General features: G+C 63.2%; 21 protein-coding genes, 1 other RNA gene and 1 pseudogene. 21 read left to right on the top strand and 2 right to left on the bottom strand.

Going from position 1 to position 25985, the window contains the following annotated elements; all coding sequences use genetic code 11:
- The first annotated feature begins 9 nt into the window (after positions 1-9).
- The 9 genes from FYJ44_RS13945 to FYJ44_RS13905 are packed head-to-tail and all read left to right on the top strand — an operon-like array spanning position 10 to position 6651.
- The gene (locus FYJ44_RS13945) at positions 10-1533 is read left to right on the top strand and encodes a GspL/Epsl periplasmic domain-containing protein (protein ID WP_154513185.1); all 1524 of its coding nucleotides are present in this window, start codon (positions 10-12) and stop codon (positions 1531-1533) included.
- On the top strand, positions 1530-2021 hold the full coding sequence (gspM, locus tag FYJ44_RS13940) for a type II secretion system protein M (protein ID WP_154513183.1): 492 nt from the start codon (positions 1530-1532) through the stop codon (positions 2019-2021). The genes FYJ44_RS13945 and gspM overlap by 4 nt, the downstream gene beginning before the upstream one ends.
- Positions 2018-2410 (top strand): type IV pilus modification PilV family protein, encoded by a 393-nt coding sequence (locus FYJ44_RS13935; protein ID WP_287701875.1) that lies wholly within the window; start codon positions 2018-2020, stop codon positions 2408-2410. Before gspM ends, FYJ44_RS13935 begins: the two co-directional genes overlap by 4 nt.
- Positions 2388-3098, top strand: coding sequence for a PulJ/GspJ family protein (locus FYJ44_RS13930; RefSeq protein ID WP_229772726.1), 711 nt, complete (start codon positions 2388-2390; stop codon positions 3096-3098). The genes FYJ44_RS13935 and FYJ44_RS13930 overlap by 23 nt, the downstream gene beginning before the upstream one ends.
- Positions 3082-4149: a type II secretion system minor pseudopilin gene (locus tag FYJ44_RS13925; RefSeq protein WP_154513179.1), complete on the top strand. Its 1068-nt coding sequence runs from the start codon at positions 3082-3084 to the stop codon at positions 4147-4149. The genes FYJ44_RS13930 and FYJ44_RS13925 overlap by 17 nt, the downstream gene beginning before the upstream one ends.
- A 53-nt stretch (positions 4150-4202) precedes the next feature.
- Positions 4203-4685: a type II secretion system major pseudopilin GspG gene (gene gspG / locus FYJ44_RS13920; protein ID WP_154513177.1), complete on the top strand. Its 483-nt coding sequence runs from the start codon at positions 4203-4205 to the stop codon at positions 4683-4685.
- Positions 4675-5154, top strand: a complete 480-nt coding sequence (locus FYJ44_RS13915; protein ID WP_229772725.1) for a pilus assembly FimT family protein — start codon at positions 4675-4677, stop codon at positions 5152-5154. The genes gspG and FYJ44_RS13915 overlap by 11 nt, the downstream gene beginning before the upstream one ends.
- A complete protein-coding gene (locus FYJ44_RS13910) occupies positions 5151-6155 on the top strand; it encodes a tetratricopeptide repeat protein (protein ID WP_154513173.1) in 1005 nt (334 codons plus the stop codon). Before FYJ44_RS13915 ends, FYJ44_RS13910 begins: the two co-directional genes overlap by 4 nt.
- Positions 6136-6651 carry a JDVT-CTERM system glutamic-type intramembrane protease gene (locus tag FYJ44_RS13905; RefSeq protein ID WP_288230775.1) on the top strand — a complete coding sequence of 172 codons (516 nt, stop codon included), beginning with the start codon at positions 6136-6138 and terminating at the stop codon, positions 6649-6651. Before FYJ44_RS13910 ends, FYJ44_RS13905 begins: the two co-directional genes overlap by 20 nt.
- A 164-nt stretch (positions 6652-6815) precedes the next feature.
- Here the strand turns inward: FYJ44_RS13905 and FYJ44_RS13900 are convergent, their stop codons facing one another.
- The gene (locus FYJ44_RS13900; protein ID WP_154513171.1) at positions 6816-9659 is read right to left on the bottom strand and encodes an amidohydrolase; all 2844 of its coding nucleotides are present in this window, start codon (positions 9657-9659) and stop codon (positions 6816-6818) included.
- A gap of 212 nt (positions 9660-9871) precedes the next feature.
- On the opposite strand from FYJ44_RS13900, the gene FYJ44_RS13895 reads away from it, so the two are divergent.
- The 4 genes from FYJ44_RS13895 to clpB all read left to right on the top strand — a co-directional run bounded on the left by FYJ44_RS13895 (position 9872) and on the right by clpB (position 17196).
- Positions 9872-12904, top strand: a complete 3033-nt coding sequence (locus FYJ44_RS13895) for a sigma-54 interaction domain-containing protein (protein ID WP_154513169.1) — start codon at positions 9872-9874, stop codon at positions 12902-12904.
- Positions 12905-13254: 350 nt separating this feature from the next.
- A complete protein-coding gene (locus tag FYJ44_RS13890) occupies positions 13255-14202 on the top strand; it encodes a DnaJ C-terminal domain-containing protein (protein ID WP_154513167.1) in 948 nt (315 codons plus the stop codon).
- A 17-nt stretch (positions 14203-14219) separates the two neighbouring features.
- On the top strand, positions 14220-14534 hold the full coding sequence (locus FYJ44_RS13885) for a chaperone modulator CbpM (protein WP_154513165.1): 315 nt from the start codon (positions 14220-14222) through the stop codon (positions 14532-14534).
- 58 nt (positions 14535-14592) lie between these two features.
- Entirely contained in the window at positions 14593-17196 is a 2604-nt protein-coding gene (gene clpB / locus FYJ44_RS13880) for an ATP-dependent chaperone ClpB (protein ID WP_154513163.1), read from the top strand.
- Between the two features lie 122 nt (positions 17197-17318).
- Here the strand turns inward: clpB and FYJ44_RS13875 are convergent, their stop codons facing one another.
- The gene (locus tag FYJ44_RS13875) at positions 17319-19793 is read right to left on the bottom strand and encodes a response regulator (protein WP_154513161.1); all 2475 of its coding nucleotides are present in this window, start codon (positions 19791-19793) and stop codon (positions 17319-17321) included.
- Positions 19794-20153: 360 nt separating this feature from the next.
- On the opposite strand from FYJ44_RS13875, the pseudogene FYJ44_RS14805 reads away from it, so the two are divergent.
- The 8 genes and pseudogenes from FYJ44_RS14805 to FYJ44_RS13840 form a co-directional block, all read left to right on the top strand.
- A pseudogene (locus FYJ44_RS14805) lies at positions 20154-20342 on the top strand (helix-turn-helix domain-containing protein); the annotation flags it as partial.
- 6 nt (positions 20343-20348) lie between these two features.
- Positions 20349-20627, top strand: coding sequence for a hypothetical protein (locus FYJ44_RS14800; protein WP_229772730.1), 279 nt, complete (start codon positions 20349-20351; stop codon positions 20625-20627).
- Between the two features lie 230 nt (positions 20628-20857).
- A complete protein-coding gene (gene glmU / locus FYJ44_RS13865) occupies positions 20858-22210 on the top strand; it encodes a bifunctional UDP-N-acetylglucosamine diphosphorylase/glucosamine-1-phosphate N-acetyltransferase GlmU (protein ID WP_154513157.1) in 1353 nt (450 codons plus the stop codon).
- Positions 22211-22697: 487 nt separating this feature from the next.
- Positions 22698-22943, top strand: a complete 246-nt coding sequence (gene zapB, locus FYJ44_RS13860) for a cell division protein ZapB (protein WP_154513155.1) — start codon at positions 22698-22700, stop codon at positions 22941-22943.
- A 6-nt stretch (positions 22944-22949) separates the two neighbouring features.
- Positions 22950-23222: a cell division protein ZapA gene (gene zapA / locus FYJ44_RS13855; protein ID WP_288230772.1), complete on the top strand. Its 273-nt coding sequence runs from the start codon at positions 22950-22952 to the stop codon at positions 23220-23222.
- A gap of 12 nt (positions 23223-23234) precedes the next feature.
- Positions 23235-23418: non-coding RNA, 6S RNA (ssrS, locus tag FYJ44_RS13850), on the top strand.
- Positions 23419-23620: 202 nt separating this feature from the next.
- The gene (gene rny, locus FYJ44_RS13845) at positions 23621-25180 is read left to right on the top strand and encodes a ribonuclease Y (protein ID WP_154513153.1); all 1560 of its coding nucleotides are present in this window, start codon (positions 23621-23623) and stop codon (positions 25178-25180) included.
- Positions 25181-25218: 38 nt separating this feature from the next.
- Positions 25219-25809 carry a TRIC cation channel family protein gene (locus tag FYJ44_RS13840; protein ID WP_195841036.1) on the top strand — a complete coding sequence of 197 codons (591 nt, stop codon included), beginning with the start codon at positions 25219-25221 and terminating at the stop codon, positions 25807-25809.
- The last annotated feature ends 176 nt before the right edge of the window (positions 25810-25985 follow it).

Below are 25985 nucleotides of genomic sequence, written 5' to 3'. Positions count from 1 at the left end.
GGGTGGACCATGCCGCGAAAACAGAGCCTGATCTTTCTGCAGACAGCGGACGCGCTGGTGGGCGCGCTCTGCGGCCCGGACCTGAAAAGCCGGGAAGCGCTATGCCTGCGGCGCGCTCCCTGTCCGGACAGCCGTCCGGAAAGCCTGCGCGCGGCTCTGGACGGCGTGCTGGAGGCCCTGACCCCGGCAAGACCCGGCGTGACGGGAGCAGAGCCGTTTTCCTTTCCCGCGGATGTGCGCCTTTGCCTGGCGGCCGACATGGCCCTGTTCCGGGACTGGAGCTTTCCCTTCCGCTCCGGCGCCAAGGCCCGGCAGGCCCTCAATCTTCTGCTGGAAACGGAATTTCCCTGTGATGCGGCGGCGCTTGGGCACCGCATTTGTCTGACGGGCGGCGCGGACGGCGGCAAGGGCCTCCAGGCCGTGAGTGTTTCCCTTCCCGCGGGGCTGCCGGAAGCCTGGCAGGCGGCGCTGGCGGAACGGGGCCTGTATCCGCGCCTGATCACTGTGGATCCCTTTCCGCTGTTGCTCGGCCTGCCCCGGCTGAAGGGGGTAAGCCTTTTTTTGCATCTCCGGCCCGGATACAGCGTGCTGGCGGCCCTGGACAGCAAAGTGGTCCGGCGGGTGCGGGTGTTGGAACGCCCGTTGCCGCCGCAAGGCGGGGATTGCGCCGATCCGGCGGCGCTGGTTCGCGCAGCCGCTCTGGCGCTTGACGGCCTGCCCCTGACGCCGGAACGCCTGCTGATCTGCGGCGAGGCCTGCCGGGGCCGGGAAGCCGCCACTCTGGGGGACGCCTTTGAGTTGCCCGCGCAGGTGCTGGGACGGGATACGCTCCTTTATGGCCTGTCGGCGCTTCCGGGCGAGAGCGAGGCGGACTGCCTGTCCGTTCTCTGCCTGGCCAAAATGCCGCTGCGTGATCCCCGGCGGCGTCGCTTGTACCCCGCCTTCCAGCAGGCGCGCTCTTTTTCCGGCGTCGCGGGCCTTAGCCCGACCCGGTGCAGGAAGCTGATCCCGGCCGCAGCCTGTCTGCTCTGCCTGGCGCTGGCCTTTCTGTTCAGCGTCTGGGCCGAGGGCCATGCCCGGCACCGGCAGGCGCGGGAACTGGAAGCCCAAACCCAGGCTATATACCGCAAGGCCGTGCCCGACGCGCGCGGCCCGGCCAGTCTCATGCGGATGCGGAGCATTCTGCAGGGCCGCCTCGCGGACTTGCGCGGCGAGCAGCGCGCTCAGAGCGATTTTCCCGTACTGCGGCTTCTGCGCGCCATGCATACGGCGGCTCCGCCCAAGCTCGCCGTGCGCGTGGACAGATTGAGCCTGGATGCGAAGCCCTGCCGGATCAGCGGCAGCGCCGTGGACTATGATGCCGTCAACAGCCTGCGCGACGCCTTTGCCGGCATTCCCGGCGTGGCCGCGGTCAATATTGTCAGCGCGGCCAGCCGGACCGGGAAAAACGCCGCCGGCGCGGAAAGGGGCCGGAGCGGAGGAGGGACAGTACATTTCGAACTGGATCTGCTCCGGGAGGAGGCGCGGCCATGACCATCTCCCGTCCCCTGCTGGCGGGGCTCATCGCAATGCTGGCGGTGCTGGCGCTGTTCTGGGGCGTGCTGCCGCTGTTTTCCTGGCGTGCCGAGGGCAATGCCCGCCTGGCGCGCGCCCAGGCCGGGCAGGCCGAAATCCGCGCCCTGGCCGAGGAATACGGGCGACTGGCCCAAAGCGCTCCGGCCGAAGCCCGGCAACAGCAGAGCCTGTTCAGTCTGGTCAACAGCGAGGCCGGACGCCTGCAGCTTGCCCGGCGCATTGAAGCGGCCCGCCCCGCCAGGCTTCGGGAAGGAAACGGTCGGGGCGGCTCCGTCGAGTCTCTGGAACTGCGCATGACCGGCCTCTACCTCAAGCAGTGCCTGGAGTGGTTGCAGGCGCTGGAAGCCGTGCCCGGCCTGCGTATTGAGAGCCTGAACCTGCAACGCACGGGGCAGAACCAACTGGATCTGGATTGCGCCCTTTCCCGTCCGGGAGGCGCGCCGTGAGCCGTTGTTTCCGTTTTTCGCGTCGGCCGCGTCAGCCCCGCCAGGGCGGCTTCACCCTGCTGGAAGTGCTGGTGGCTCTGACCGTGTTGAGCCTGGTGGCCCTGCTGGTCATCCGCGTCAGCGGGGACAGCCTGAGCCAGCTTGCGGAAACCGGCTGGGCGGATCAGGCCGTGCGCCTGGGGCGGGCCAGGCTGGTGACGCTGTTGCGGGAAGACCGCAAAAATCTTGAGCAGTGGGGCACCCTGGCCCCGGAGATGCCGGAGGTGGAATGGCGTTCCAAACTCTATGCCCTGCGCGGCCTGAACGGCAAGCGGCTGGAATTCACGCTGACTGAGACGCAGGGCACGCGTGGACGGGAGGTCGTGCTTGAATACGTCCTGCCGGAATAGGCGCGCGGAGGCGGGCTTCACCCTGCTGGAACTGCTGATCGCCATGGCCCTGACCGCCGTGATCGGCATGGTGCTGTTCAGCACCTACAGCATGGTCATGAACAACGGGCAGTCCGTGCGCGCGCTGGTGCTTGAACGGGAGGGGGAGCGGATTTACCGGGGCGTGCTGGACAACGACATGGCCGGCCTCTGCCGGGGCGAGGAGGGGGAGAACGGCCTGCCCGGACTTTCGCGGCGGCCCATCGTGCCGTCCGCCGAATTTTACCGCCAAACCGGCATTGAGCCGCCCGAGCCCACGAACGATGAGGTAGTGCTGTCTTTCGCCGGAGGCGTGCGCCTTGCCCGCGAATCCATAACCGGACCTGACGGCCTGGATGGGCCGGTCTGCGTGGAATACGTGCTGCGCGCGGGCGGACGGGGCAAAGCCCTGATCCGGCGGGAACGGGGCTACTGCGGCGTGGAAGGGGACTTCCCCTGGGCGGAATTCGTGCTGCTGCGCGGGCTGCAATCCGTGGACACGGCCCTGTACATTTCCGGCAAAGGCTGGCTCCCGGGCTGGGAGGCGCGGACTGAAGCCGGGGATTTCCCCAGGGCGGTGCGCTTCACTCTTCTGCGCGAAGGCGAAACCGAGCCGGAGGTTTTTCTGGCCCCGGTCTTTGCCTGGAGGTCGGATGAGGAAGAAAAGTAAGCGGGCGGAAACACGCGCCGCTGAAGGCGAAAGAGGCGCGGTGCTGATTCTGGTGCTTTTTGTGCTGGCGGGCCTGGCCGTGCTGACGGTGGAATTCAGCCGGGATACCTTGCTGGACCGCGCGCTTTCCACCACCAGCCGGTCCATTCTGGCTTCCAAGCTGCTGCTGGAGAGCGGCGGGCAACTGGCGGCCACAGTGCTGGTCCGGAACAATCAGGCGGCCCTGCCGGACCATCCGCGCAAGGAATGGGGGCGCTTCGCCTGGCTGCTGCAAAAACTTTCGGCGGAACTGCGCGGCAGCGAGCTGAGCGGTTCCATTGAGGACGAAAACAGCTTTTTCCCGGTCAACGCCCTGTTTTACGAGCGCCCCTCGGAAAAGGCCAGGGCGGAGCAGTATGCCGCGCTGTTCACCCGCCTGCTGGCGACAGTGATGGTGCTGCACGGGTTTGAGGGCGACATGGAGGCCGCCCGGCAACGCGCCGGGGATTTTATGGCTTCGCTCAGGCAGTGGGGCGGGGCCGCGCCGCTGGATGAGGAGTCCCGGCGCTGGTATCTGGCGCAAAAGCCGGTCTGCCTGCCGCCGGGCAGGCCGCCGCGCAGCCTGGACGAATTTCTGCTCATGCGCTGGCCGGGCCTGGATCAGGCGGACGCGGCCGGGCGGGCCTGGATCAGGCAGGTGCTGCTGGGCGGGGCGGGTCTGCCCGGCCTGCTGGAGCACCTGACGCTCTGGAGCCGCGGACCCATGAACATCAACACCCTGCGCCCGGCGGTGCTGGCGGCCCTGGTGGAGGATCCCAACCAGATCAAGGCCTTTGTCAGTGCCATCACGCGCTACAGGGACGATTCCGGCAACAGGCTGGACGAAGACTGGTATGACGGCATTTTTTCCGCCCACAGCGTGCCCATGCTTCCACCGGACATGCTGGACACCCGCAGCCGCTGGTTCCGGCTGCACCTGACGGCGGGTCAGGGGGCCAGAAAAAACCGGCTGACGGCCGTGGGCTGGGTCACCAATACCTATATGAACTGGCAGTACAGAGTGGTTGAATAGCCGGGCCCCGGACAGCGGGCGCGGCAAGGCGATTTTTCCGGGAGGATACGGATATGGCAAGAGATTGCGGAACAAGAGAGGCGAAAGAGGCGCGCCGCCCCGTGCGGCCGGACAGCGGCTTCACCCTGCTGGAGCTGATGATCGTCATTGTGATTCTGGGCATTCTGGGGGCCATCGTGGCCCCGCGCCTGATGGACGAGCCGGACAAGGCCCGCGTGGTGCAGGCCAGGCTGCAGATTGAAAATCTGGCCACGGCCGTGAAGAAATTTTATTTGGACAACGGCTTTTATCCCACCACCGAGCAGGGCCTGGAGGCTCTGGTCAGCCGTCCGTCCACCGGCAGAATTCCCAAGAATTATCCGCCCAACGGCTACATTTCAAAAATCCCCAAGGATCCCTGGAACAACGACTATATCTATACCGCGCCGGGCCGCAAAACGCCTTTTGAGATCATGAGCCTTGGGGCCGACGGCGCGGAAGGCGGCGAAGGCTATGCCGCCGACGTCTGGAACGAGGACGTGCCGCTTGACCGCTGAAGCGGAGCGCGCGCGGGGCTTTACCCTGCTTGAGCTGCTGGTCGTGCTGCTGATCGCCGGCATTTTGCTCGGCATCGGCATCGGCGCGGTTTCCACGGGAAAAAACGCCCTGAGCGGCGCCGCGCAACTGCTGGTCACCGCCGCGCTCACGGCGCGCAGCCGGGCCATGCTGTGCAACGCCCCGGTGACGTTGCGGCTTTCGCCGGGCGCGCTGGCCGTGAGCGGCGGCCCGGAGAGTCTTTGGGAAAAGGAGTTCCCGCGCGGGGTGGAAGCCGTGTCCGTCAACAGCAGGCCGTTGGCCGGAGGCGCGCGCTCCGTTGTTTTCCAGCCGTTGGGCCTGGTGCGGGAACAGGTGGTGGTGCTGCGCTCGGATGCCGCCGAGCTTTCGGTCTATGTTCCGGCCACGGGCAGCCCCCGTGTGCTGGAAGGCCGGTATACCCTGGAGCGGATTCGTAAGGAGTATTTATGAGTGTTGCAGAACGCCGCCCGTTTGCGCGTTGTCGGAGCCTTGCCGCACCGGCGGCCCGGCTTGGCATGGCTTTGATTTTGCTGGCGGCTCTGGGTTGCGCCGCAGGCCCCCGGCGGGCCGCGTCCACGTCCGTGCCGCCGCAGAACGTGGACGCGGCGGTCAACGCCTACACGCGGGGCGACTGCCGCGAAAGCATCCGTCTGTTCAGCGCGACCCTGCATGGACAGGAGCATCCCGCTCTGCTCAACGGCCTGGGCATGGCTCAACTGCAGTGCAGGCAAGCGCGGAATGCCGTGGACAGCCTGCAGCGGGCGGTTTCGCTTTCGCCGGATTCAGCGGCCCTGCATACCAACCTGGCCACGGCTTTTTTTGCTCTGGGCGAGTACCGCAAGGCCGAGCGCGAGTTCGACGCGGCCCTGCGTCTGGATTCCGCCAATCCCGAGGCCCTGGTGGGCAAGGCGGGCATCATGCTGCGCAAAAAACAGCCGGAAAAGGCCCTGAAGCTGCTTTCGCAGGTCAGCGGGAACGAGGCCGCCGCCCCGGAGATGCTCTATGACCGCGCACTGGCTCTGTATCAGATGGGCCTTGCCGCGGACGCGGAAAGCATTTTGCAGCGTTACGCCGACGTTCACCCCCATGACGCGGAAGCCCAAAACGCGCTGGGGGTCGTCACGTTGGGCCTCAAAAAGCTTGATCAGGCCAAGGCGCATCTGGATCGGGCCGTCGCCCTGATGCCGGAACAGGGCATTTACTATTACAACCGGGGCGTGGTGCTGAAAGCGAAAAAGGATTTCCCGGCGGCGGTGGAGGATTACAGCCGGGCCATCGCCTTTATGCCGGAACTGGCCGAAGCCTATGTGGACCGCGGCGACCTGCGTTTTTTGCTCCGCGAGCCTGAAGCGGGTTGCAAAGATTTGAAAAAAGCCTGCGACCTGGGCCAATGCGAGCGCTTCAGAAAATTCCAGGAGGCCGGGCGCTGCCGTGCGGAATTCTGGCAATAGCCCCCTCGCGGGGCAAAAGGCCGGGCTGCCCGGCCATGCCCCGCCCGGCCTCTTGCGTGATCTGCTGCGCGGCCTTGCCCGCGCCTGCGCATGGGGGCGGCTGCGGCAAGCCCTGCGCGACCGCCGGACCTGGGCGGCTTTCGCTCTGGGCGGCGTGGGTCTTTTTTTCAGCCCCGGCCCCATGCCGCCCCTTTGGCGGCTGGCCTGCGCGGCTCTGGCCGAAGAAGCGACCTGGCGGGCGCTCTTGCAGCGGGAAGCCGAAGCCCGTTGGCCGGGAGGTTTTGGCGGTGCTGTCCTGACCCGTGGCAATATACTGGTTTCACTGCTTTTTGCGGCGGCGCACGCCGTTACGCAGCCCGTGCTGATGGCCGCGCTGACTTTTTTCCCTTCCCTTGTCCTGGGCGCGCTCTGGACGCGTCACGGTTCGCTCTGGCTCTGCGCGGGTCTGCATTTCTGGTACAATCTCGTTTTTTTTGCGGAGGTCGTCTCATCATAACATGTTCGCGTTCCTCCATGCCCCGGTCCGGTTTGCGGCAAAAGGCCCCGGCGTTGAACGCCCGCAGGCAAAAGGCCCGCGGGAAAATCCCGCGGGCCGTGATGAAAAAAGGCATGTCAATGAAGGGAAAAAGCTTTGCCCCGCATAAAACCGTTGGACAGGCGCTATGCGTTGCCGCGTCCGCGCCATATGCGGATGGCGGCTATCATGCCCAGTCCGAGCAGGAGGAACAGCAGATCATACGCCGGCGTGGAGCCGACGGTGCATCCGCCTCCGCTTCCGTCGCCGCCGCCGGCGGGAGAGCCGCCCCGGCCGTTCCGGGGAAGCGGACCCGTGCTGGCAAGAGCCACCGGATCCGCAATTTTGCCGGAGGATTTGTCCGCGTCGAAGACCGGGTCATCGTCCGCAATGACGAAGAACGCGATGTAGCTATGATCCATCACCAGAGTGTCGGAAGGCTCAAGAGCTCTGGTCGGCGCGTCGATGTCGGCGATCCACCACTTGCCCGAAGCAACGGGCAGTTCGTCGTTGGAAGGCATTCCGTAAGTGTAGGTGGCGGCCCGGTTTTCGCTCAGCTTGTACAGGCTGAATTCGCTGACCGTGGCGTTGTTGCCCAGAAAATTCATCTGAAAGACGGCGCTCTTGCCCGCGGGCGCCTCGCATGTGAAGGAGAAGGTTCCAAAGCGGTTGCTCCCCTTGGGGAGCGAGGCATACTTTTTCTCGGCCGTGGCCGAATCAATGACTTCATACTGGAAATTGGACGGAGTCACGCCATTGGGCTGCATGTACGCGACGTTGAGCTGCGAAACGAAGCTTTCGGAATCGGGCAGCACGCCGTACACGACCTTGTCGCCCACAATGGTGGAAGCCACGCGTATTGCGGCCAATTGTCCGGGAGCGGCATTGAACGGGCTCTGGTCGAGAATGACGAAGTCGGCGAACTTGCCGGTCGCGATGGAGCCCACCCGGTCCTCAATGCGGTTCTGGTAGGCGGGCACAATGGTGAGGCCGTGCAGGGCCTGCAGGACGTTGATGCGCTGGTCGTAGTTCCAGAAGGGTTTTTCCGCGCCGCCCTTCACTTCGGGATAAGAGGCGACGGCGTCGAGGTCCTTGCCCTGGCCGCTGACCAGCGTGCCGCCCGCGCCGAGCGATGTGGGAGCGGAACGGCGTTCCACAGCCGACTGGAGGCTGCGGAGCGGCGAAATCGGAGTCACGGTGGTGTCGTTATGGAACGTGTACAGGTTGTCCATGGCGACGCTCCAGCCTGCGGGATTCATGTTCTTGCCGCGGCCGGGCCCCATGAAGATTTCCAGATGGCGGTCGCCCCAGAAATACGCATGATTGATGAAGTAGGAGTTGATCAGGTTCTGATCGCGCATCAGCTGCCCGTTGCCGAGGGCGGCGCGCAGGCCGGTATCCACGGCGGTGCCGGACAGGTTGTTGTACATGTCCCTGGTGGCGTCGAGCTTGGAATAGTCGCCCACAAGACGTTCGATATGCTGGCGTTCCATCATCTGGGCATGGATCGACGTGTGGCGCGTATCCTTGACGTCAGGATGGGCCGCAACGGCTTTTTCCACCGCTGTGATGAAGTCTTCCGACGCCTGGCTGCCGTTGGTGTGGATTTCGATCGGCTCGGCCATGGCGTGGTAGAAATCGACCATCTCTTCCAGCTTTTCCCTGGAATAGGTCACGGCGCTCGGCAGACCGTTGTAGCCGGGTTCATACCCGCCCCACGCAGGGTCCCAGTAGCCGGGCGTCTTGAAATAGCCGGTATAGCCCTGGTTCGAACCGTCATACACGAACTTCCAGGCGCCCAGGAAAATGCGGTCCGCGGGCAAGCCTTTGGGCGCTTCGCCGCCCTGCACGTTTTTCAGGCTCAGGCTGGTGATGTCGTCACCGACGGAAGGCGAATCAGCGCCTTTTACCTTGTAGCCGTCGCCGGTCCAGCCGAGGGACATGCGGGAAACTTCGCCGAGATCGAAGATATTCCCGATATTCATGTAGCCGAAGGGGTGCAGGATAAGACGTATGTCCATGACGCCCTGCTGAAGGCCGCCCTGCACTTCGCCGAGGTTGTACCCGGTGTACGACGTAATCTTGCCGTCGGGGCCGAAACCTGCGGGCATGGCGAAGGTTCCCGCGCCCTGGTCGGCGGTGGTCACGCCCGCCGCCGCATAGACCTGCGACGTGCGGGCCACGGCCTTCACGCCCTTGTTGGTCACGGCCGGGGCGTCACCCGCGCTGAGAAGGCCCATGGCCGCCGATTCCGCGAAGACGCCCGTCAGTTCCCAGGAGCCGTCGGCGGCCTTGCGGGTCCGCACGCCGGGGTATTCGACGCCGTTCCTCACATACACGCCGTCGGCGTTGATATCTTTGGAGTCAATGCCGGAGTTCTTGAGCGCAAGGCTGTTTGCGGCGCGCAGATGCTCGGAGGTATGCAGCACCACGATGGGATGGTCGAGGCTCGCCTTGTCGAGATCCTCCTTGGTGGGGTGGCGGCGCTCCTTGACCAGCGTGTCGTCATAACCCACGCCGTCGACCACCTTGCCCTTTTCGGTCTGGGCCGCTCGCGCCGCCAGCGCCGGGATGTAGTCCTCAACAATGCTGTTCATGGCGCCGATGGGCGGGCTGTTCAGGTTGACCTGAAAGAGATCGATCCGGCCCTGATTGGGGAAGTGGCTGTGCCCGTCCACAAAACCGGGCAGCATGGACTTGCCCTTGAGGTCAACGATTTTGCCGACATTGTTCGGGTCGAAAAATCCTTGCGTCCTGGCCTGCGCCTCGCTTCCGACAAATACGATTTTTCCGCCCAGCGTCGCGACGACTTCAGCCATGTGGGGTTTGTCCAGGGCGGACGGCTTATGAAAGTCTTCTGTAACAGTATAGATGTTTCCGCCATGATACACTGTATCGGCCTTCAGCGCCGCCGCGTGCGCCGGCCCTCCGCCGCCGAGAACCAGCGCCAGACCCATGGCGCAGAACAAAGTTTTCATCCGAAATGCCATATCTGCTCCTTTATCGGTTGTAAAATAATACGCCAACTTTATCATCACTGTGCAAATGCCGTGCTAAAAGGCGGTTATGGCGCTATTCCACTGCATTAGGGAAAATAATACGATATTATGAAAGAAAAGAAGAAATAAATTGATTAAATTTTTTACCTCTTTTCTCGATTTTTTATCGCGCTGCCGGGAATGCTCAAAAAAGGATATGCTCCATGTCGGCACTGCCGCCCCACCTGCTTCCCCTGTTTCTCAGGGTTGTTTTGTCCCTTTTGGCCGAGGGCGCTCCGCTGGACGCGCTCGCCCGGTATGCGGGGCAGGACGCCGAAACCGTCAGGGAGGCTCTGGGGAAGCTTCCGGAAACGGGTGAAATACATGGCCGGGAAGGCGAAAGCCTCTGGCGGCATTTCGGGAGGGAGAAAGCGGAGCGTCTTCTCCGGGCGCTCCGGGAGCGTCTTGCGGGCCGGCCCGCAACGCCGTTCGTGGAAGGGCTTCTTCAACTGGCCGGGGACGACCGTCTCACGGGCATCCGCAATCTGCTGGACAGCCTGCCGGGTCTGCTTGCGCGGAGCGCCGTCACCGAACTCGGCGCGCTCCTTGAAATCGGCATGACCCGACTTGCCGGGCAGAAAGACGCCGCCTTCAGCGACAGCGAATATAATCATTTTTTGAAAGCGGTCTGTTCCTGCTGCACCTACGTCATCCTGCTCGAAATCAAGCAACCTCTCATGCTGCGGCTGATCGCGGACATCCGGGAAACGGCCGAGCGGCGGGGAAACGAGCGGGTGCTGTGCCTGGTGGACGTCATGGAATGCATGCTGGAGGGACTGCTGTCCGATCAGATGCGCTCGGACCGGGGACATGCGGTGCGGGAACGCCTGCTGGAGAGGCTGCAACGCATCAACGATGCGGAGCTGTCGGAAATGCGGCTTTACTTCATGGCCAATCCCCAGTTCAACGGCTGCCGGACCTTCATGCACTATCACGCCCAGCTCCGGGCCAGGAAATCCCATTTTTATCTCAGCGACGCCATCCGGTACCTGTATACGTACGGGGCCTGCGCGGCCTCCCTGTATCTGGGGCACTGCGCCTTTTCCCTCGGACTGTGCGAGGCCGTGCGCAACACGTTGGGGCGGAAAAGCCCCCACAGTCTCCGCACCTGGAACATCTACCACGCGATCGTTCTTTTTGAGAACGGCGATACGGAAAAAGGACTGGAGCGCGTCACGGAAAGCCTGTGCGCGCTCGCGCCGCACAGCGAAACGCGTCCCTATCTTCTCGCCTGCCATGTGCTGGCGCGCTTTCAGCTCTTGGCGGGGCGCATCCGGCAGTCGCACCGCATGATGGGCAAGCTGCTTTCCCTGGCCGCGCGGCACGGCATTTCCGCCAGCTACCCCGTGTCATGGTTCTGGGACCTGCACCTGCACTACCGGCTCCACGGACTTCCCGATTTCGAGGGCTTTTCCCTTGAAGAGGATCTGGAGCGCGGGCTGGCCAGTTCGAGCGAATCCATCCGGGCCTTTGCCCTGCGCACGCGCGCTATGCTCAACAAGGCCGAAGGCGACCGGGCGGGCGCGCTCCCCCTGCTGGAAATGAGCGCCGCCCTGTTCCGCGAGAACGACATGCCCTGCGAGCTCGCAAAAACATGGCTGTACATGGCCCATGCCGATCCGGCAAACGCCGCCGCGCTCCGGGGCAAAGCCCTTTCCCTGCTCCGGGACTATACCTGCGCGGACTATTCCGGTTATCCCTTCTTTCCCGGTGCGTCCGCCGTGGAGCCGCTTTTTCCCGCGCGGCTCGCTCCCAAATGGGCGCACAAGGCCGCCGAGGCCTGCTCCGCCTTTCTTTCCCGGGTTTCCGTGGAGACGCTCGACGATTTCTTCGTGCTGCTGCTCAACCTCGTCACCGTGGAACTGGACGCCCAATGGGGAATGGCCTTGCGCATGGGCAAGGAGGGAGCGGGTTTTGTCACGGCCTGCAACATCCGGGAAGCCTGCGTTTCCGTCCCGCTCTATGAGGGCCTGCTGGCGCGGGCCGCTGCCGACGGGCAGCCGAAACGCCTCCGGACCGGCACGCAATGCCTGCTCTGCCTGCCTGTGGCGGCGGAACAGGAGAAACTTTTCTTCGTCCTCTCCAGCCCGAACACACGCAAGATTTTTTCCGAAGCCTGCGAGCCGCAGCTGGACATCCTCTCAAGGAGTCTGTCGGCTGAGCTGCTTTCTTTCCTGCGTCTGCAGCGTTATGCGGAAAAGCTTAAAAAAGCCTGCGCGGAACACATCAGCGTAAGCATGCAGGCAAACGAGGAACACAGCATTGAGTATTACGGCAGTCAGATGCGGGAACTGCTGGAACACATCCGTCATGCGGCGGCCACGGATCTGTCCATTCTGCTTCTCGGGGAAACCGGCGTGGGCAAGGAAGTTCTCGCGCGCCGGATACATGCCATGAGCGGCAGCAAGGGGCCGTTTGTCGCGGTTCATCCGGTCAGCACGCCGGAAACGCTGTTTGAAAGCCTGTTCTTCGGGCATGAAAAAGGGGCGTTCACCGGGGCGTCCACCCGGAAAATCGGCTTTTTTGAGCTTGCCGACAACGGAACCCTGTTCATCGACGAAGTGGGGGATATCCCGCTGCCGCTTCAGGCGAAGCTGCTCCGGGTACTGCAGGAGAAAACATTTGTCCGCGTCGGCGGCGTCCGGGAACGCACGTCCCGGTTTCGCCTGCTGGCGGCCACCAACAAGGATCTCTGGAAAGAAGTGCGGGAAAAACGGTTCCGGGAAGACCTGTTTTTCCGTATCTCTGTGCTTCCTCTGACCCTGCCCCCCCTGCGCGAGCGCCCCGAGGATATTCCCATCCTCGCCGCCTCGTTTCTCGAGGCATTCCGGCAACGTTATGGACGCAACTTACCTTCACTCACTCCCGAACACGTGCGGCTTCTCAAAATGTACCGCTGGCCCGGCAATATCCGCGAGCTCAAGAGCGTGATGGAGCGCGCGGCCGTATTGAGCGACGGCAACAAACTCGATTTTTCCTTTCTGCTCCCGCCTCTCGACACAGGCGAGCGCGTTGGGCATGAGACAGAGGGCCTGTTTGCGGACCTGCCGAGTATGGAGACGCTTGAAAAGCGCTATATGGCCTATCTGCTGGAAAAGACCAACGGCAGGATTTGCGGCAGCCATGGGATCGAAGCCATTCTCAAAATGAGTCGTCCTACCGTCTATGCGAAGCTCAAGCGCTACGGCATACGGTAACGACGTTCAGCTTCACCAGGAACGGACCGGCAAGACAGGAATCAAGGATATCCGCGACGTCCGTGACGCCCCCCCCATGCGCATCCCTCCGGCAAATTTTCGGGATGCCGGGCTCATTTGCTGAAAGCAGCGAGCGTGGGTAAGCCCGCCGTTTTTCTTATATTCGCATATTGACGCAGCTCGTAACGGCCTTATTCTTGCATGATAGAGCGTCATGCCCCGTGGGGCGGGCGCCTGGAACCATTGGTTCCCGAGAGCAGGCGGGCGTTGCCCGCCGCCGCACATTCCCGCGTCGAAGCATTGTCCCGATGCGGAATATGCGGCCACACCCGTACGGGGGAGAGCAAAACATGGCAGTATCATATAAGGATTATTACAAACTTCTGGGTGTGGAACGCGGAGCCAAGGCCGAGGAAATTTCCAAGGCCTACAAAAAACTGGCCCGCAAGTACCATCCGGACCTTAATCCGGGCGACAAGCAGGCTGAAGAGAAATTCAAGGAAATCAACGAAGCCTACGAAGTCCTCAAGGACCCGGAAAAGCGCAAACTGTACGACCAGCTCGGTCCTGACTGGCAGCATGGCCAGCAATTCCAGGGCGAGCCCGGATTCGAGAACGTGCATTTCACGTTCAACGGCAAAAGCTTTGACGGTTCCGGCTTTTCGGACTTTTTCGAGACCCTGTTCGGCGGCGCGGCACAAGGCGGCGCGGGCGGCGGGCGCGGGGCGCAGTTCGGCCCCGACCCCTTCGGCGGTTTTTCCTCCCGGCCCCGGCGCGGCCGCGATGTGGAGGCCGAGCTGCCCCTGAGTCTGGAAGAAGCTTCGCGCGGCGGCCGCCGCACCGTGACCCTGCAGATGCCGCAGGGCCCCAAGACCCTGGAGGTCAACGTGCCCGCGGGCATCCGCGAAGGGGCCAAATTGCGGCTGGCCGGGCAGGGCGACCCCGCGCCGGGCGGCACGCCGGGCGACCTGTTCCTGCGGGTGCGCTATCTGCCGCATCCCCTGTTCAAGGTGGAGGGCGAAAACCTGCACTGCGACGTGGCCCTGGCCCCGTGGGAAGCGGCGCTGGGCGCCAAGGTGGCTGTGCCCACCCTTGAAGGGCAGGTGGAGTTGAGCATCCCGGCCGGTTCCAGTTCGGGCCGTAAATTCCGCTTGCGCGGCAAGGGCCTGGGCAGCGGAGCCAATCGCGGCGATCTGCTGGCGCGGGTGATGATCAAAGTACCCGCCCAGTTGAGCGCGGAAGAGAGCGAGCTCTGGCGGAAGCTGGCGGACGTCTCGTCCTTCAAAGCCCGCGTCTGACCAGGTGGAGGTGAAGTATGAGTATGACCAAAAAATCGCCCTCCCTGCCCGCGCCGTCAACGGTCATGGCCTGGGAGGAATTTGTGGAGATTACCGGCGTCGCGCCGGAGCGCCTGCAGGAATTGGTCGCGCTGGGCTGGATCGAAAGCCGGACCAGCGCCACGCAGGTCCTGATGTTCCGCGATGCCGACATTTACAGGGTCCGCAAGCTGGAACGCATCTGCTGCGACTTTGAGCTGCCCGTGGTGGGCGGCGCCATCATCGTGGACCTGCTGGAGCGTATCGACGTCCTGGAGCGCACTGTGCGCAGTTTGCAGGGATTTGAAGATTAACGGTTCCGCCGGTTGAAAATATACGCCGGGGCTGCCCCCGGCATTGTGTGGAGAGCATATGGACATCAACAAATTTACGGAAAAAGCCCGCGAGGCCGTGACCGAGGCCCAGACCGTCGCCGCGGGCATGGGCCATCAGGAGACGGATGCCGAGCATCTGGCCCTGGCCCTGGTACAGCAGGAAAACGGCATTGTACCCCGTATTCTGGAACATATGGGCATCCAGCCCAGGGCCTTGGCCGTGGCTCTGGAAACCTCGCTGCGCAAGCGGCCTTCGGTTTCCGGCGGCGGCATGGACCCCACCAAGATCATGATCACCCCGCGTCTGGCCAAGGTTCTGGGCGAAGCCCAGAATGAAGCCCGGCGGATGAAGGACGAATACGTCAGCGTGGACCATCTTTTTGCCGCGCTGACCGACGTGGAGCCTTCCTCGCCTCTGGGCCAGGCGTTCAAGGAATACAAGATCACCCGCGCGGGCTTCGTCAAAGCCATGGAAGAGCTGCGCGGCGGCGCGCGCGTGACCAGCGCCAACCCCGAGGATACGTTTGAGGCCCTGAGCAAGTACGCGCGCGACCTGGTGGACGCGGCGCGCCAGGGCAAGATGGACCCGGTTATCGGCCGCGACGCGGAAATCCGCCGGGTGATCCGCATCCTGTCCCGGCGCACCAAGAACAATCCGGTGCTCATCGGCGAAGCGGGCGTGGGCAAGACCGCCATCGTGGAAGGCCTGGCCTTCCGCATCGTCAAGGGCGACGTGCCCGAGGGCCTCAAGGGCCGCAAACTCTTCGCCCTGGACATGGGCGCGCTCATCGCGGGCGCCAAGTACCGCGGCGAGTTCGAGGAGCGGCTCAAGGCCGTGCTCAATGAAGTGGAGAAAAGCGAAGGCCGGATCATCCTCTTCATCGACGAGTTGCACACCATTGTGGGCGCGGGCAAGACCGAGGGCTCCATGGACGCGGGCAATCTGCTCAAACCCATGCTGGCGCGCGGCGAACTGCACTGCATCGGCGCCACCACGCTGGACGAGTACCGCAAGTATATTGAAAAAGACCCGGCCCTGGAGCGGCGCTTTCAGCCCGTCATGGTGGAAGAACCCACGGTGGAGGACGCCATCTCCATCCTGCGCGGCCTGAAGGAGCGTTTCGAGGTGCACCACGGCGTGCGCATCAGCGACTCGGCCATTGTGGAGGCTGTGGTGCTTTCGCACCGCTACATCACGGACCGCCAGCTGCCGGATAAGGCCATTGACCTCATCGACGAGGCCGCGGCCATGATCCGCACGGAGATTGACTCCCTGCCGGCCGACCTGGACGAGGTCAACCGCAAGGTCATGCAGCTGGAGATCGAGCGCGAAGCCCTGCGCCGCGAGACGGACGAAGCCTCGCGCGAACGCCTGGAGCGCCTGGAAAACGAACTGGCCGAACTGCGCAACCAGCAGGCGGCCATGCGTAAGCAGTGGGAGAACGAAAAGGGCTCCATCGACAATGTGCGCGAAATCAAGGAGCAGATCGAGCAGACCAAGCTGGCCATCGAACAGGCCGAGCGGGCCTATGATCTGAACCGGGCCGCCGAGCTCAAGTATTCCAAGCTGCTGGAACTGGAGAAAAAGCTGGCCGACACTTCAGGCGAAAGCCGGGACGGCGACGCCCCGCGTCTGCTGCGCGAGGAGGTGCGCCCCGACGATGTGGCCGAAATCGTGGCCAAGTGGACCGGCATTCCGGTGACCCGGCTGCTGGAGTCCGAGCGCGAAAAACTGCTGCGCCTGTCCGATCAGCTGCATGAGCGGGTGGTAGGGCAGGACGAGGCGGTCACCGCCGTGGCCGACGCCGTGCTGCGCGCCCGCGCCGGTCTGTCCGACCCCTCGCGGCCCACAGGTTCCTTTATCTTCCTGGGGCCCACGGGCGTGGGCAAGACCGAGCTTTCCAAAGCTCTGGCCGAGGCGCTCTTCGACACGGAAGACAATATGGTCCGTCTGGACATGAGCGAATACATGGAAAAGCATTCGGTGTCGCGGCTCATCGGCGCGCCTCCGGGCTACGTGGGGTATGACGAGGGCGGCCAGCTCACCGAGGCCGTGCGTCGCAAGCCCTATTCCGTGATCCTCTTCGACGAAATCGAAAAGGCCCACCCGGACGTCTTCAACACCCTGCTGCAACTGCTGGACGACGGACGGCTCACGGATAGTCAGGGCCGCACCGTGGACTTCCGCAACTGCATCGTGATCATGACCTCCAACATCGGCTCCATGCACCTGCTGGACGGCATCGCGCCGGACGGCGCGCTCAAGGAAGGGGCGCGGGAACAGGTCATGGAGGAATTGCGCGCCCACTTCCGGCCGGAATTCCTCAACCGCGTGGACGAAACCGTGGTCTTCCTGCCGCTCAGGCGGGACCAGATCGGCCGCATTGTGGAACTTCAGCTCAAGCGTCTGCGCGCGCGGCTGGAAGAACGCAAGATCAGGCTGAGCATGAGCGACGAAGCCCGCGACTTTGTGGCCGAAGCGGCCTACGACCCGGTCTACGGCGCGCGTCCGCTCAAGCGCTACCTGCAACAGGCCGTGGAGACGCCCCTGGCCCGCGAACTGGTCAGCGGCCGGATACGCGACGGCCAGCATGTGCGTGTGGAGGTGAAGGACGGCAAGCTGGCTTTCATAAGCGAATAAATGTGGATTGCCGGGGCGGCGGCGAACACTGCGGCCCGGCTGGACACGGCGTTGATAAAAAGCGGCTTTTCCCACAGGTCCGTCCGGGGAAAAGCCGCTTTTACGTGGAGGGTGCTCCTGTCTCAGATCCCGGCGTCATTCCCTCCGGTTTGTTCGCGCGGCTTCAGCCATTTGATCAGCGTCCGGGCCAGCACATCGGGATCTATGGGCTTGGCGATATGGTCGTTCATGCCCGCCTCCCGGCTTTTCTCCCGGTCTTCCCGCATGGCGTACGCGGTCATGGCGATAATGGGCGTTGCCCGCGCGCCCGCTTCGGATTCCTGTGCGCGCAGGCGTCGCGTGGCCTCAAGGCCGTCCATGACCGGCATCTGGATATCCATGAAAATAATGTCAAAGGCTTTCGTCCGGCAGGCGTTGACGGCATTGAGGCCGTTCTCGGCCAGGGTCACGTCCATGCCCATGCGTTCCATCAGGCTGCTTGCCACTTCCTGATTGATTTCATTGTCTTCCACCAGGAGGGCGCGGGCGCCGCGCCGCAGGGCCAGGGCCTGCTCCACGGCCGGGTCCATTTCCGCAAGGCGCTGCGGGGCGGCTTTTTTGCCCAGAGCCTTGAGGACAGCGTTCCAGAGCGTCATGGGGGTCACCGGTTTGGCCAGAAAAGCCGCAAAACGCGGCGGCTCGTTCTTTTCCCGGCAGGCCTCCAGCCCGCGCGCGGTCAGCAGCAAGAGGCGCGGGGGGGGCTCCAGCGGCAGATTATGGATGCTTTCGGCCACTTCCACGCCGTTCATACCCGGCATTCTCCAGCCCAGCAAAACCAGGGAATACGGCGTACCGGCCTGTGAGGCCCGCACAAGACGGTCCAGCGCCTCCTGCCCCGAGGCGGCCGCATCCACGCGGAAGCCGAAACGGATCAGGGTCTCCTGGGTGATGCTCCGCGCCGTTTCGCAGTCATCCGCCACCAGCAGCCGTTCCCCGGCCGCCGGGGCCGGATCGTCCCACTCCTGCGGGACCGCCCGGCAGGGGAACGTCAGGCTGAAGGCGAAAGCGCTGCCTTTGCCTGGCGTGCTGTGCACTTCAAATTCTCCGCCCATCATCCTCACAAAGCGCTGGCAGATGACCAGGCCCAGCCCCGTGCCTCCGTATTTGCGGGTGATGGAGCCGTCGGCCTGCTCAAAGGGACTGAACAGGCCCGCCAGTTCTTCCTCCGTGAGTCCGATGCCCGTGTCGCTCACGGACATGCGCAGGGTGATGGCGTCCGCTGTGCGGCCCAGCTCTTCGATGCGCAACACCACCTGCCCTTTTTCCGTAAACTTGACGGCATTGCCCAGAAGGTTGGTGAGCACCTGCGTCAGTCGCAGCAGGTCGCCGTGCAAGATGACGAACGCCGTGGGGTCCACGTGAAAAAGAACTTCGATATTCTTGTTGACCGTCAAGGCCCCGCACAGGTCGCCGAGGTTGTCCACCAGTTCCTGCAAGGCGAAGTCTTCATTCTGCAGCGTCATTTTCCCGGCTTCGATCTTGGAGACGTCCAGAATGTCGTTGATGATGCCCAGAAGTCCGCGCCCGGCTGAAAGAATTTTGCGCAGATAATACAACTGCCTGCTCTCATCCGCGTTTTGCTGGCAGAGGTAGGTCAGCCCCAGAATGGCGTTCATGGGCGTGCGGATCTCGTGGCTCATGCGCGCCAGAAAGTCGCTCTTGGCCCTGGAGGCTTCCTCGGCCTGCTCCTTGGCGGCCAGAGCGTGCTGTTCCGCCTCACGCAGCTCGCTCGTTCTCTGTTCGACCTTGTTTTCCAGAGTGGCGGCAAAGGCGCGCAGCTCATCCTCGGCCCTGTTGCGCTTGGCGATACTCTGAAGAAGCGTGTAGCCTCCCCAGAGAAAAAGCAGCAGCACGACCAGCCCCGCCGCAAAAAACCCCGCCAACAGGGTTTGCCTGATGGCGGCGTCGCCGGCGCTCATGCGGCTGGTGCACACTTCCGAGCTGATGCCGCCGATAATGTTGCCCACCTTGTAGCCCTCGGTAGTGTGACAGGTCAGACAGCTTTGCTCCACTCTGAGTGCGGCCAGATAGCGCAGCACTTCACCCCGTTCCGGATCCCTGTTCAGGACGGCGTATTCCTTGCCGTTGCGCCGCTCAATGTCCTCAAGGGCCGCGGCTTCCCAGGGCAGGGCCATGTTGCCCGGATTCACGGGCTTGACGCTGACGATGCGGCTGCGGATCTCGCTGTGCGCGCGCCAGAGCTCATGCACCAGGCGCGTCACATAGGCCGGGTTCATCTTGGTGATTCGCATGCCGCCGGGCAGGGTGAAATCACGGCCTTTTTCGGGAAGCCAGGGATTGGGAGGCGTTGCGTCCGTCACCGGCGCGTAGATGCCGCCCAGACCGGCGACCCATTTGCGCATGATGATGTCTTTGGCCGAGGCGGTTTGCGCCAGCAAATAGCTGCGGCGTTCCGCCTGTTCCTGCAGGATGTCGGATATTTTCAGGTAGATGACGCTGATGCCGATCAGGATTCCCAGGAAGAAGAGGGCGAAAATCAGAAAGAACTTGCGCTGTTCCCGGGAAAGATGTTTCACCGTGTCACTGGAAATTGCCATGCGCTCTGCTCCCGGCGCTGTCTGTAGGGGTACGGGACTGTTTTTGAGCCTCACTTCCCGGCGGAAATGGTTGCCGCACTCCGCAAGCGCATGGTCCGTGGCCGGACGCATTGAGCAGCGCGGACGGACAAAGAATGTCCGTCCGCGAAGGGGGGACAAGATTGCTTTCCCCCGGAGGGGCGGTTAAGGTTTGGCGTGCTGCAATCCGAACCTTTAACCGCCTGCGAATCGACTTTAGCTTTTATAATAGCCATGGTCAATATAAAAATATCTATCTGGCTCTAAAAGGCGGCACATCTCGTGGTCCCTGTGTTGGACCGGGGTGCCGTTTCGGTTCGCGGACGAAACTGCTGGAAGCCTATGACCATCGGAGAAAGGCTGAAACTCGTCCGAGGCACTGCTTCCCAGGATGAATTCAGCAAACGGCTCGGCGTGAGCAAGGCGGCGGTGGGCGCATATGAGCGGAATGCTCAGATGCCCGGATCGGCTTTTATTATAGCCGTATGTGAGCGTTATGATATAGAACCTCGCTGGTTGCTGACGGGCAGGGGGCCCATGCGCCCCGGCGTCCAGGCCGCGCGCGACGCTTCGGACGCGTCAGCGGTTCCGGCTGGTGTTGCCGGAGGCGCTGACTGCGCGCGCTGCCGGAAACTGGAGGTGAAGCTCTCTGAAGTGGAGGCGCAGCGGGACGGACTGCTGGAGCGACTCGGCCGGGCTTGGGACGAAAACCGTCAGCTTTGGAGCCGGAACGCCGACCTGCGCGAGCGTCTGGCCCGTCTGGAGGAGCGCGCCATCAGCGCAAAACCCGCGGATTTTTCTGAGCAGATCGGCTGAGAACCCTCCCGAGGCCTCTGTGTGACGCTTGTGCCGCCGGTGTGTTTTTTTGCCGCCGGGCGGCGGCGCCGTCTTGCCCAAAGCCGGTTAAGGGGCTATTGCTCGGCCTGCGTTATTCCGTTTTGTCGCCGGCAGGGCGGCGCTGGAGCGCCTGGCGCATAACATGTGTCAGATGCTCCGCGATGCGTTGTCTGCAACGCATCGCCGTGAAATGCTCAAGGAGAAATTCTATGCCGAAAAACGCGGCTCTTATTCTGGCGGCGGGCAAGGGCACCCGCATGCATTCAAACCGCCCCAAAGTTCTGCAGACCCTGCTGGGCGAGCCCATGCTGGCCTATGTGCGCGCGGCCCTGCGGCCGGTTTTTGATGAAGACGTCTGGATGGTGGTGGGCCATCGGGCAGAAATGGTGGAAGCGGCCTTTCCGGACGCGCGCCTGGTCTTCCAGACCGAACAGCTTGGCACGGGGCACGCCCTGATGCGGGCCCTGCCGGCGCTTTCCGAGGCGGGCTGCACCCATCTGCTCGTGGTCAACGGCGACGCGCCCCTGCTTTCCGAAACGCTGGTGCGTGACTTCCTGGCCGAAGCCGACGGCGCGGAACTGGCTTTCGCCACCATTGTGCTGGACAATCCCGGCGCTTACGGCCGGGTGGTGCGCAAGCAGGGGCGGGTGCTCGGCATTGTGGAGGCCAAGGATTATGATCCGGCCCGCCACGGCCCGGAAAGCGGCGAAGTCAACGCGGGCATGTACCAGCTCAGCCTGGCCGCCGTGGAAAGCCTGCTGCCGCGTCTGGGCAACGACAACAAGAGCGGCGAGTATTACATCACCGATCTTATCGGTCTGGCCGTGGCGGAAAACTATACCGTGCGCGGCGTGGAGTGCGGGCGGGACGACAGCCTGCTGGGCGTCAACTCCCCGCTGGAGCTTTCCCGCATGGAAGAGCTGCTGCGCGCCCGCACGGCGGAACAGCTTCTGGCCTCGGGCGTGATTCTGCACGCGCCGGACCTGATCCGCGTGAGCCCGCTGGCCCGGATTGAGCCCGGCGCGGAACTGACCGGCCCCTGTGAAATCTGCGGGCGCACGGAAATCCGGCGCGGCGCTTCCGTGGCCTCGCATTGCGTGGTGCGTGACTGCCTGATCCGTGAGGGCGCGGAAATTCGTTCTTTCTCGCACCTTGAAGGCGCGCGGGTGGGCGAGGGCGCGCTGGTGGGACCCTTTGCGCGTTTGCGCCCCGGCGCGGAGCTGGAGGCCGAATCCCACGTGGGCAATTTCGTGGAGCTGAAAAAGGCCTGCCTGGGCAAGGGGGCCAAGGCCAACCACCTGAGCTACCTGGGCGACGCCCGGATCGGCGCGGGCGCGAACATCGGCGCGGGGACCATCACCTGCAATTACGACGGCAAGCACAAATATCAGACCAGCATCGGGGAAAAAGCCTTTATCGGCAGCAACACGGCCCTGGTGGCGCCGGTCAGCGTGGGCGACAACGCCCTGGTGGGCGCGGGCTCGGTCATCACCAAGGACGTGCCCGCCGATGAGATGGGCATAGCCCGTGGGCGTCAGAAGAATTTCCCCCGAAGGGGATAGGGGGATGACGTTGTGCTATAACACTGCGGGCTAGCTGTCGCCATCTCTGCTGTCGATTCCCGTACGGGTTCGTGCCTCACCCTACGGGAACGGCTCTGCGAGCCGCCCCTGGTCGCTTCCGTAAATGCCTTGCAGGCCAACGGCTGGCGCAGCCCGTGGGCGTCAGAAGAATTTTCCCCGAAGGGGATAGGGGGATGACGTTGTGCTGTAACACTGCCGACGCGCTGCCGGAAAAAACAACCGTGGCGCGGACGGAAAGAGTATTAAAAATTCACTCGTGCCGCATGCCGCTATTTCGTAATATTTCCGCACTATTGCCGCTATCGCTGCGGCCGGTTTCCGTGCGGCTTTCGTTCCTTATCTTCGACGAAAACGGCTTTCCAGGCCGTCTCCGGGGCCGTCCGCGACGCCGCGAAGGGACGGCTTTTTTTGTCCGCGCAAGACTTCCATTCTTGCCAAGGCCGGGGGCCGGTGCTATCTAAAAGTCATGGAACTTCTGGAACAGCTTGAATCCCGTGTTACGGAACTTTTGGACAAACTGGACCGCCTTGAAGCGGAAAATGTCCGCCTCCGTGCCGAGTCCTCCGCCGTTGTGGCGGAAAAGGCCGTTCTGGAAGAGGAAAACCGCAAGCTGCGCGATGCTCTGACACAGGAGGAACATTTGCGCGTTGAAGCGCTCAAGCGCATTGACGCCCTGCTGCGCCGCATTCAAGAGCACGACAGTGTTGAGTAGGTTTTTGTGAATCAGGAAAACATCAACCTTACTGTTCTCGGGCTTGAGATATCATTCAAACCCGGTGCCGACATGGAGCGGGTGCAACGCGCCGTGCGGTTGATGGAAGAACGGTTTGCAGACCAGAAACTGAGGTCCCACGGAGGGCAAAGCAAGGATATTTTGCTGACCTTTCTGGCCCTTGGTCTGGCGGATGATTTATTGCAGTCGAAGATAAAGCTGGATGATGTGCAGAATCGCATCACTTCCCTGCTTTCTAAAATAGAGGAGTCCGTGTAGGCTCTTTTGACGATTTCCCTGGGGTGTGCGTGATTTATGTCTCGGTGCTAACCTGACAAGTAGTAACAATGGGTGCTGTCTCTGCTTTTTGTGTGCATGCCCGACTCGTGCGGGAAGCCTGAAAAAAGCACACGGGCGCCCGACCTGGGCAACCAGGTTCTGCACCGCAGACATGACACGGCGCTCTGGGGATTACGCCAGTGTTTTTTACGGAATTCTCTTGCCGGACGCCGGTTCTGGGCGGCCTCTTCGCGCAATGTATCCTTCGTGCCGGTATTTCCGGCAGCCAGCCACAGGGTTCACGCTCTCCGGGCAATCCGCTGCGGCGGTCGCGTTTTGTCGCGGCTGCCGGTGTCTGCCGGGCGCTACGCCCGTATTCATAAAGAGAGGCTGGTTTCATGGATTTTCTGTTCATTCTCGCGCTTGCGGCAGCCGTGCTGGTGGGGGTATCGGCCGGCGCTCTGGTGCACCGTTGGGTGACCACCAAGCGCATCGGCGACGCCGATGAGCTGGCGAAGCGCATTGTGGAGGAGGCGCGCAAAGAGGCGCAGGCCCAGAAAAAGGAGATTTTGCTCCAGGGCCAGGATGATTTGTTCAATCAGAAACGTGAATTGGAAAACGAATTCAAGGAACGGGAACGCGAGGTCAAGCTCCGGGAACGCAAGCTGGACGAGATGGGCAGCCGCCTTGAGGATAAACTGGAAAAGGCCACCGAGAAGGAGCATGAACTCCTGAGCACGGAAAAGGATCTGGCCCGCAAGGAACGCCAGCTGGCCGAATCCGAAGAATTTTTGCAGACCCGCATTGAGGAGCAGGAACAGCGTCTGGCCCAGATCGCGGGCTTTACCGCCGAGGAAGCCAAAGAGCGCCTTTTCTCGGAAATTGAGGCGAAAACCCGCCACGAGTCGGCGCGGATGATCCGCCAGATCGAAATGGAAGCCCGCGAAACCGCCGACCGCAAGGCCAAGGAAATCCTCTGCAACGTCATCCAGCGCTATGCCGGAGACTATGTGAACGAGCAGACGGTCACGGCCGTGCCCCTGCCCAGCGAGGACATGAAGGGCCGGATCATCGGCCGCGAGGGCCGCAACATCCGCGCCCTGGAGGCTGCCACGGGCGTGGACCTGATTATCGACGACACGCCGGAGACTGTTATCCTTTCCGCGTACAGTCCCTTGCGGCGGCAGGTGGCCAGGATGGCCCTGGAGCGTCTGATCCAGGACGGCCGCATCCACCCGGCCCGCATTGAGGACATTGTCCAGAAATGCGAACAGGAGCTGGATACCCAGGTGCGCGAAGTGGGCGAGCAGGCCACCTTCGACGCCGGGGTGCACGGCATCCATCCGGAAATCGTCCGCCTGCTCGGGCAGTTGCGCTACCGCACCTCCTTCACCCAGAACGTGCTTCAACATTCGCTGGAGGTTTCCGCGCTCTGCGGCATGATGGCCGCCGAGTTGGGCATGGACGTCAAGAAAGCCAAGCGCGCCGGTCTGCTGCACGACATCGGCAAGGCCGTGGACCACGAGGTGGAGGGGCCGCACGCCCTGATCGGCGCGGATCTGGCCAAGAAGTACAACGAAAGCCAGGAAATTATTCACGCCATTGCCGCCCACCACGAGGATCAGCGACCTTCAACGGCCTTGGCTGTGTTGGTGCAGGCCGCGGACTCCATCTCCGGGGCGCGGCCCGGCGCGCGCAAGGAATTGCTGGAGAACTACGTCAAACGCCTGGAAGATCTGGAGGGCATCGCCACCAGCTTCGACGGCGTGACCAAGGCGTACGCCATCCAGGCCGGGCGCGAAATCCGGGTCATGGTCAATTCCGAAAACGTGGACGACGACACCACCTATATCCTCTGCAAGGATATCGCGGAAAAGATCGAGAAAAATCTGACCTATCCCGGCCAGATCCGGGTCACGGTCATCCGCGAGCGGCGGGCCGTGGGCTTCGCCAAATAGGTATGCCCGGTTTTTCCTTCTGGTTTGGATCTTTCGACATGGCGGCCGGCTTTTTGCTGGCCGCCGCCGCTTCCTGCCGGGGGCGTCTCTACGGCGGCCACATCACGGGCGCGGCCGTGCTGGGCTGTCTTTGCGGTCTGTCCGGCGCGCTGCTGCGGGAATGCCTGCTCAACGGCCCGGACGGGGTGGCGCTGGTCATGCGCCACCTGCCGGGCGTGGTTCTGGCCGGGGCTTTGGCCGGGGCCGTGTCGGGCGGGCTGGGGCGTTTCGGCGAACGCCTGTTTTTCTGGCTGGACAGCCTGAGCCTGGGGCTGGCGGCCTGCCTGGGAACCCTGTGCGGCATGCGCCTGGGGGCGGCGGGCGCGCTGGTTCTGGGGCTGTTGGCGGGTCTGACGCCCGGCCTGATCCGTGACGTGGCCCTGGGCGACACCGCCCGCGCCGTGGAGGAAACCTGGTACGCCACGGCTGCCGCTTTGGGCTGCATGCTGACCATTCTGCTGGCCTTGCTGCCTTCCGCGCGGCCTTTGCCGTGGGCTACCGGCGGCGAGTGGGGATATGCGTGCGTTCTCGGCGGCGTGCTGTTGGTGGTGCTGTTGCGGGTCTGGCGCGGTCGCCGGGGTATGGCCTGATCCGCGCCAGCCAGCGCCATTCGTAGCTTTTGGGCGGATGTGACAACGAAGTGAGGAAAATTTTACAAAAAGGCGTTGACAGGGAGAGGGCGTCTGGATATCTTCCACTTCCCGCGACTGAACAACAACTTTTGACCGCAGCGAAAAAAATGTTCGCGAAACGAAAAAAAGTCGTT

This window comes from Desulfovibrio porci, from assembly GCF_009696265.1.
Lineage (GTDB): Bacteria > Desulfobacterota > Desulfovibrionia > Desulfovibrionales > Desulfovibrionaceae > Desulfovibrio > Desulfovibrio porci.
This window is presented reverse-complemented; position numbering and strand designations above follow the sequence as displayed.

What these genes read in the sequence shown, in the direction of transcription:
- gspM (WP_154513183.1), top strand. Translation starts at nt 1,530, where the DNA reads ATGACCATCTCCCGTCCCCTGCTGGCGGGGCTCATCGCAATGCTGGCG.
- FYJ44_RS13885 (WP_154513165.1), top strand. Translation starts at nt 14,220, where the DNA reads ATGAGTATGACCAAAAAATCGCCCTCCCTGCCCGCGCCGTCAACGGTC.
- gspG (WP_154513177.1), top strand. Translation starts at nt 4,203, where the DNA reads ATGGCAAGAGATTGCGGAACAAGAGAGGCGAAAGAGGCGCGCCGCCCC.
- zapB (WP_154513155.1), top strand. Translation starts at nt 22,698, where the DNA reads ATGGAACTTCTGGAACAGCTTGAATCCCGTGTTACGGAACTTTTGGAC.
- glmU (WP_154513157.1), top strand. Translation starts at nt 20,858, where the DNA reads ATGCCGAAAAACGCGGCTCTTATTCTGGCGGCGGGCAAGGGCACCCGC.
- FYJ44_RS13925 (WP_154513179.1), top strand. Translation starts at nt 3,082, where the DNA reads ATGAGGAAGAAAAGTAAGCGGGCGGAAACACGCGCCGCTGAAGGCGAA.
- FYJ44_RS13890 (WP_154513167.1), top strand. Translation starts at nt 13,255, where the DNA reads ATGGCAGTATCATATAAGGATTATTACAAACTTCTGGGTGTGGAACGC.
- FYJ44_RS13910 (WP_154513173.1), top strand. Translation starts at nt 5,151, where the DNA reads ATGAGTGTTGCAGAACGCCGCCCGTTTGCGCGTTGTCGGAGCCTTGCC.
- rny (WP_154513153.1), top strand. Translation starts at nt 23,621, where the DNA reads ATGGATTTTCTGTTCATTCTCGCGCTTGCGGCAGCCGTGCTGGTGGGG.
- FYJ44_RS13840 (WP_195841036.1), top strand. Translation starts at nt 25,219, where the DNA reads ATGGCGGCCGGCTTTTTGCTGGCCGCCGCCGCTTCCTGCCGGGGGCGT.
- FYJ44_RS13900 (WP_154513171.1), bottom strand. Translation starts at nt 9,659, where the DNA reads ATGGCATTTCGGATGAAAACTTTGTTCTGCGCCATGGGTCTGGCGCTG.
- FYJ44_RS14800 (WP_229772730.1), top strand. Translation starts at nt 20,349, where the DNA reads ATGCGCCCCGGCGTCCAGGCCGCGCGCGACGCTTCGGACGCGTCAGCG.
- clpB (WP_154513163.1), top strand. Translation starts at nt 14,593, where the DNA reads ATGGACATCAACAAATTTACGGAAAAAGCCCGCGAGGCCGTGACCGAG.
- FYJ44_RS13895 (WP_154513169.1), top strand. Translation starts at nt 9,872, where the DNA reads ATGTCGGCACTGCCGCCCCACCTGCTTCCCCTGTTTCTCAGGGTTGTT.
- FYJ44_RS13875 (WP_154513161.1), bottom strand. Translation starts at nt 19,793, where the DNA reads ATGGCAATTTCCAGTGACACGGTGAAACATCTTTCCCGGGAACAGCGC.
- FYJ44_RS13945 (WP_154513185.1), top strand. Translation starts at nt 10, where the DNA reads ATGCCGCGAAAACAGAGCCTGATCTTTCTGCAGACAGCGGACGCGCTG.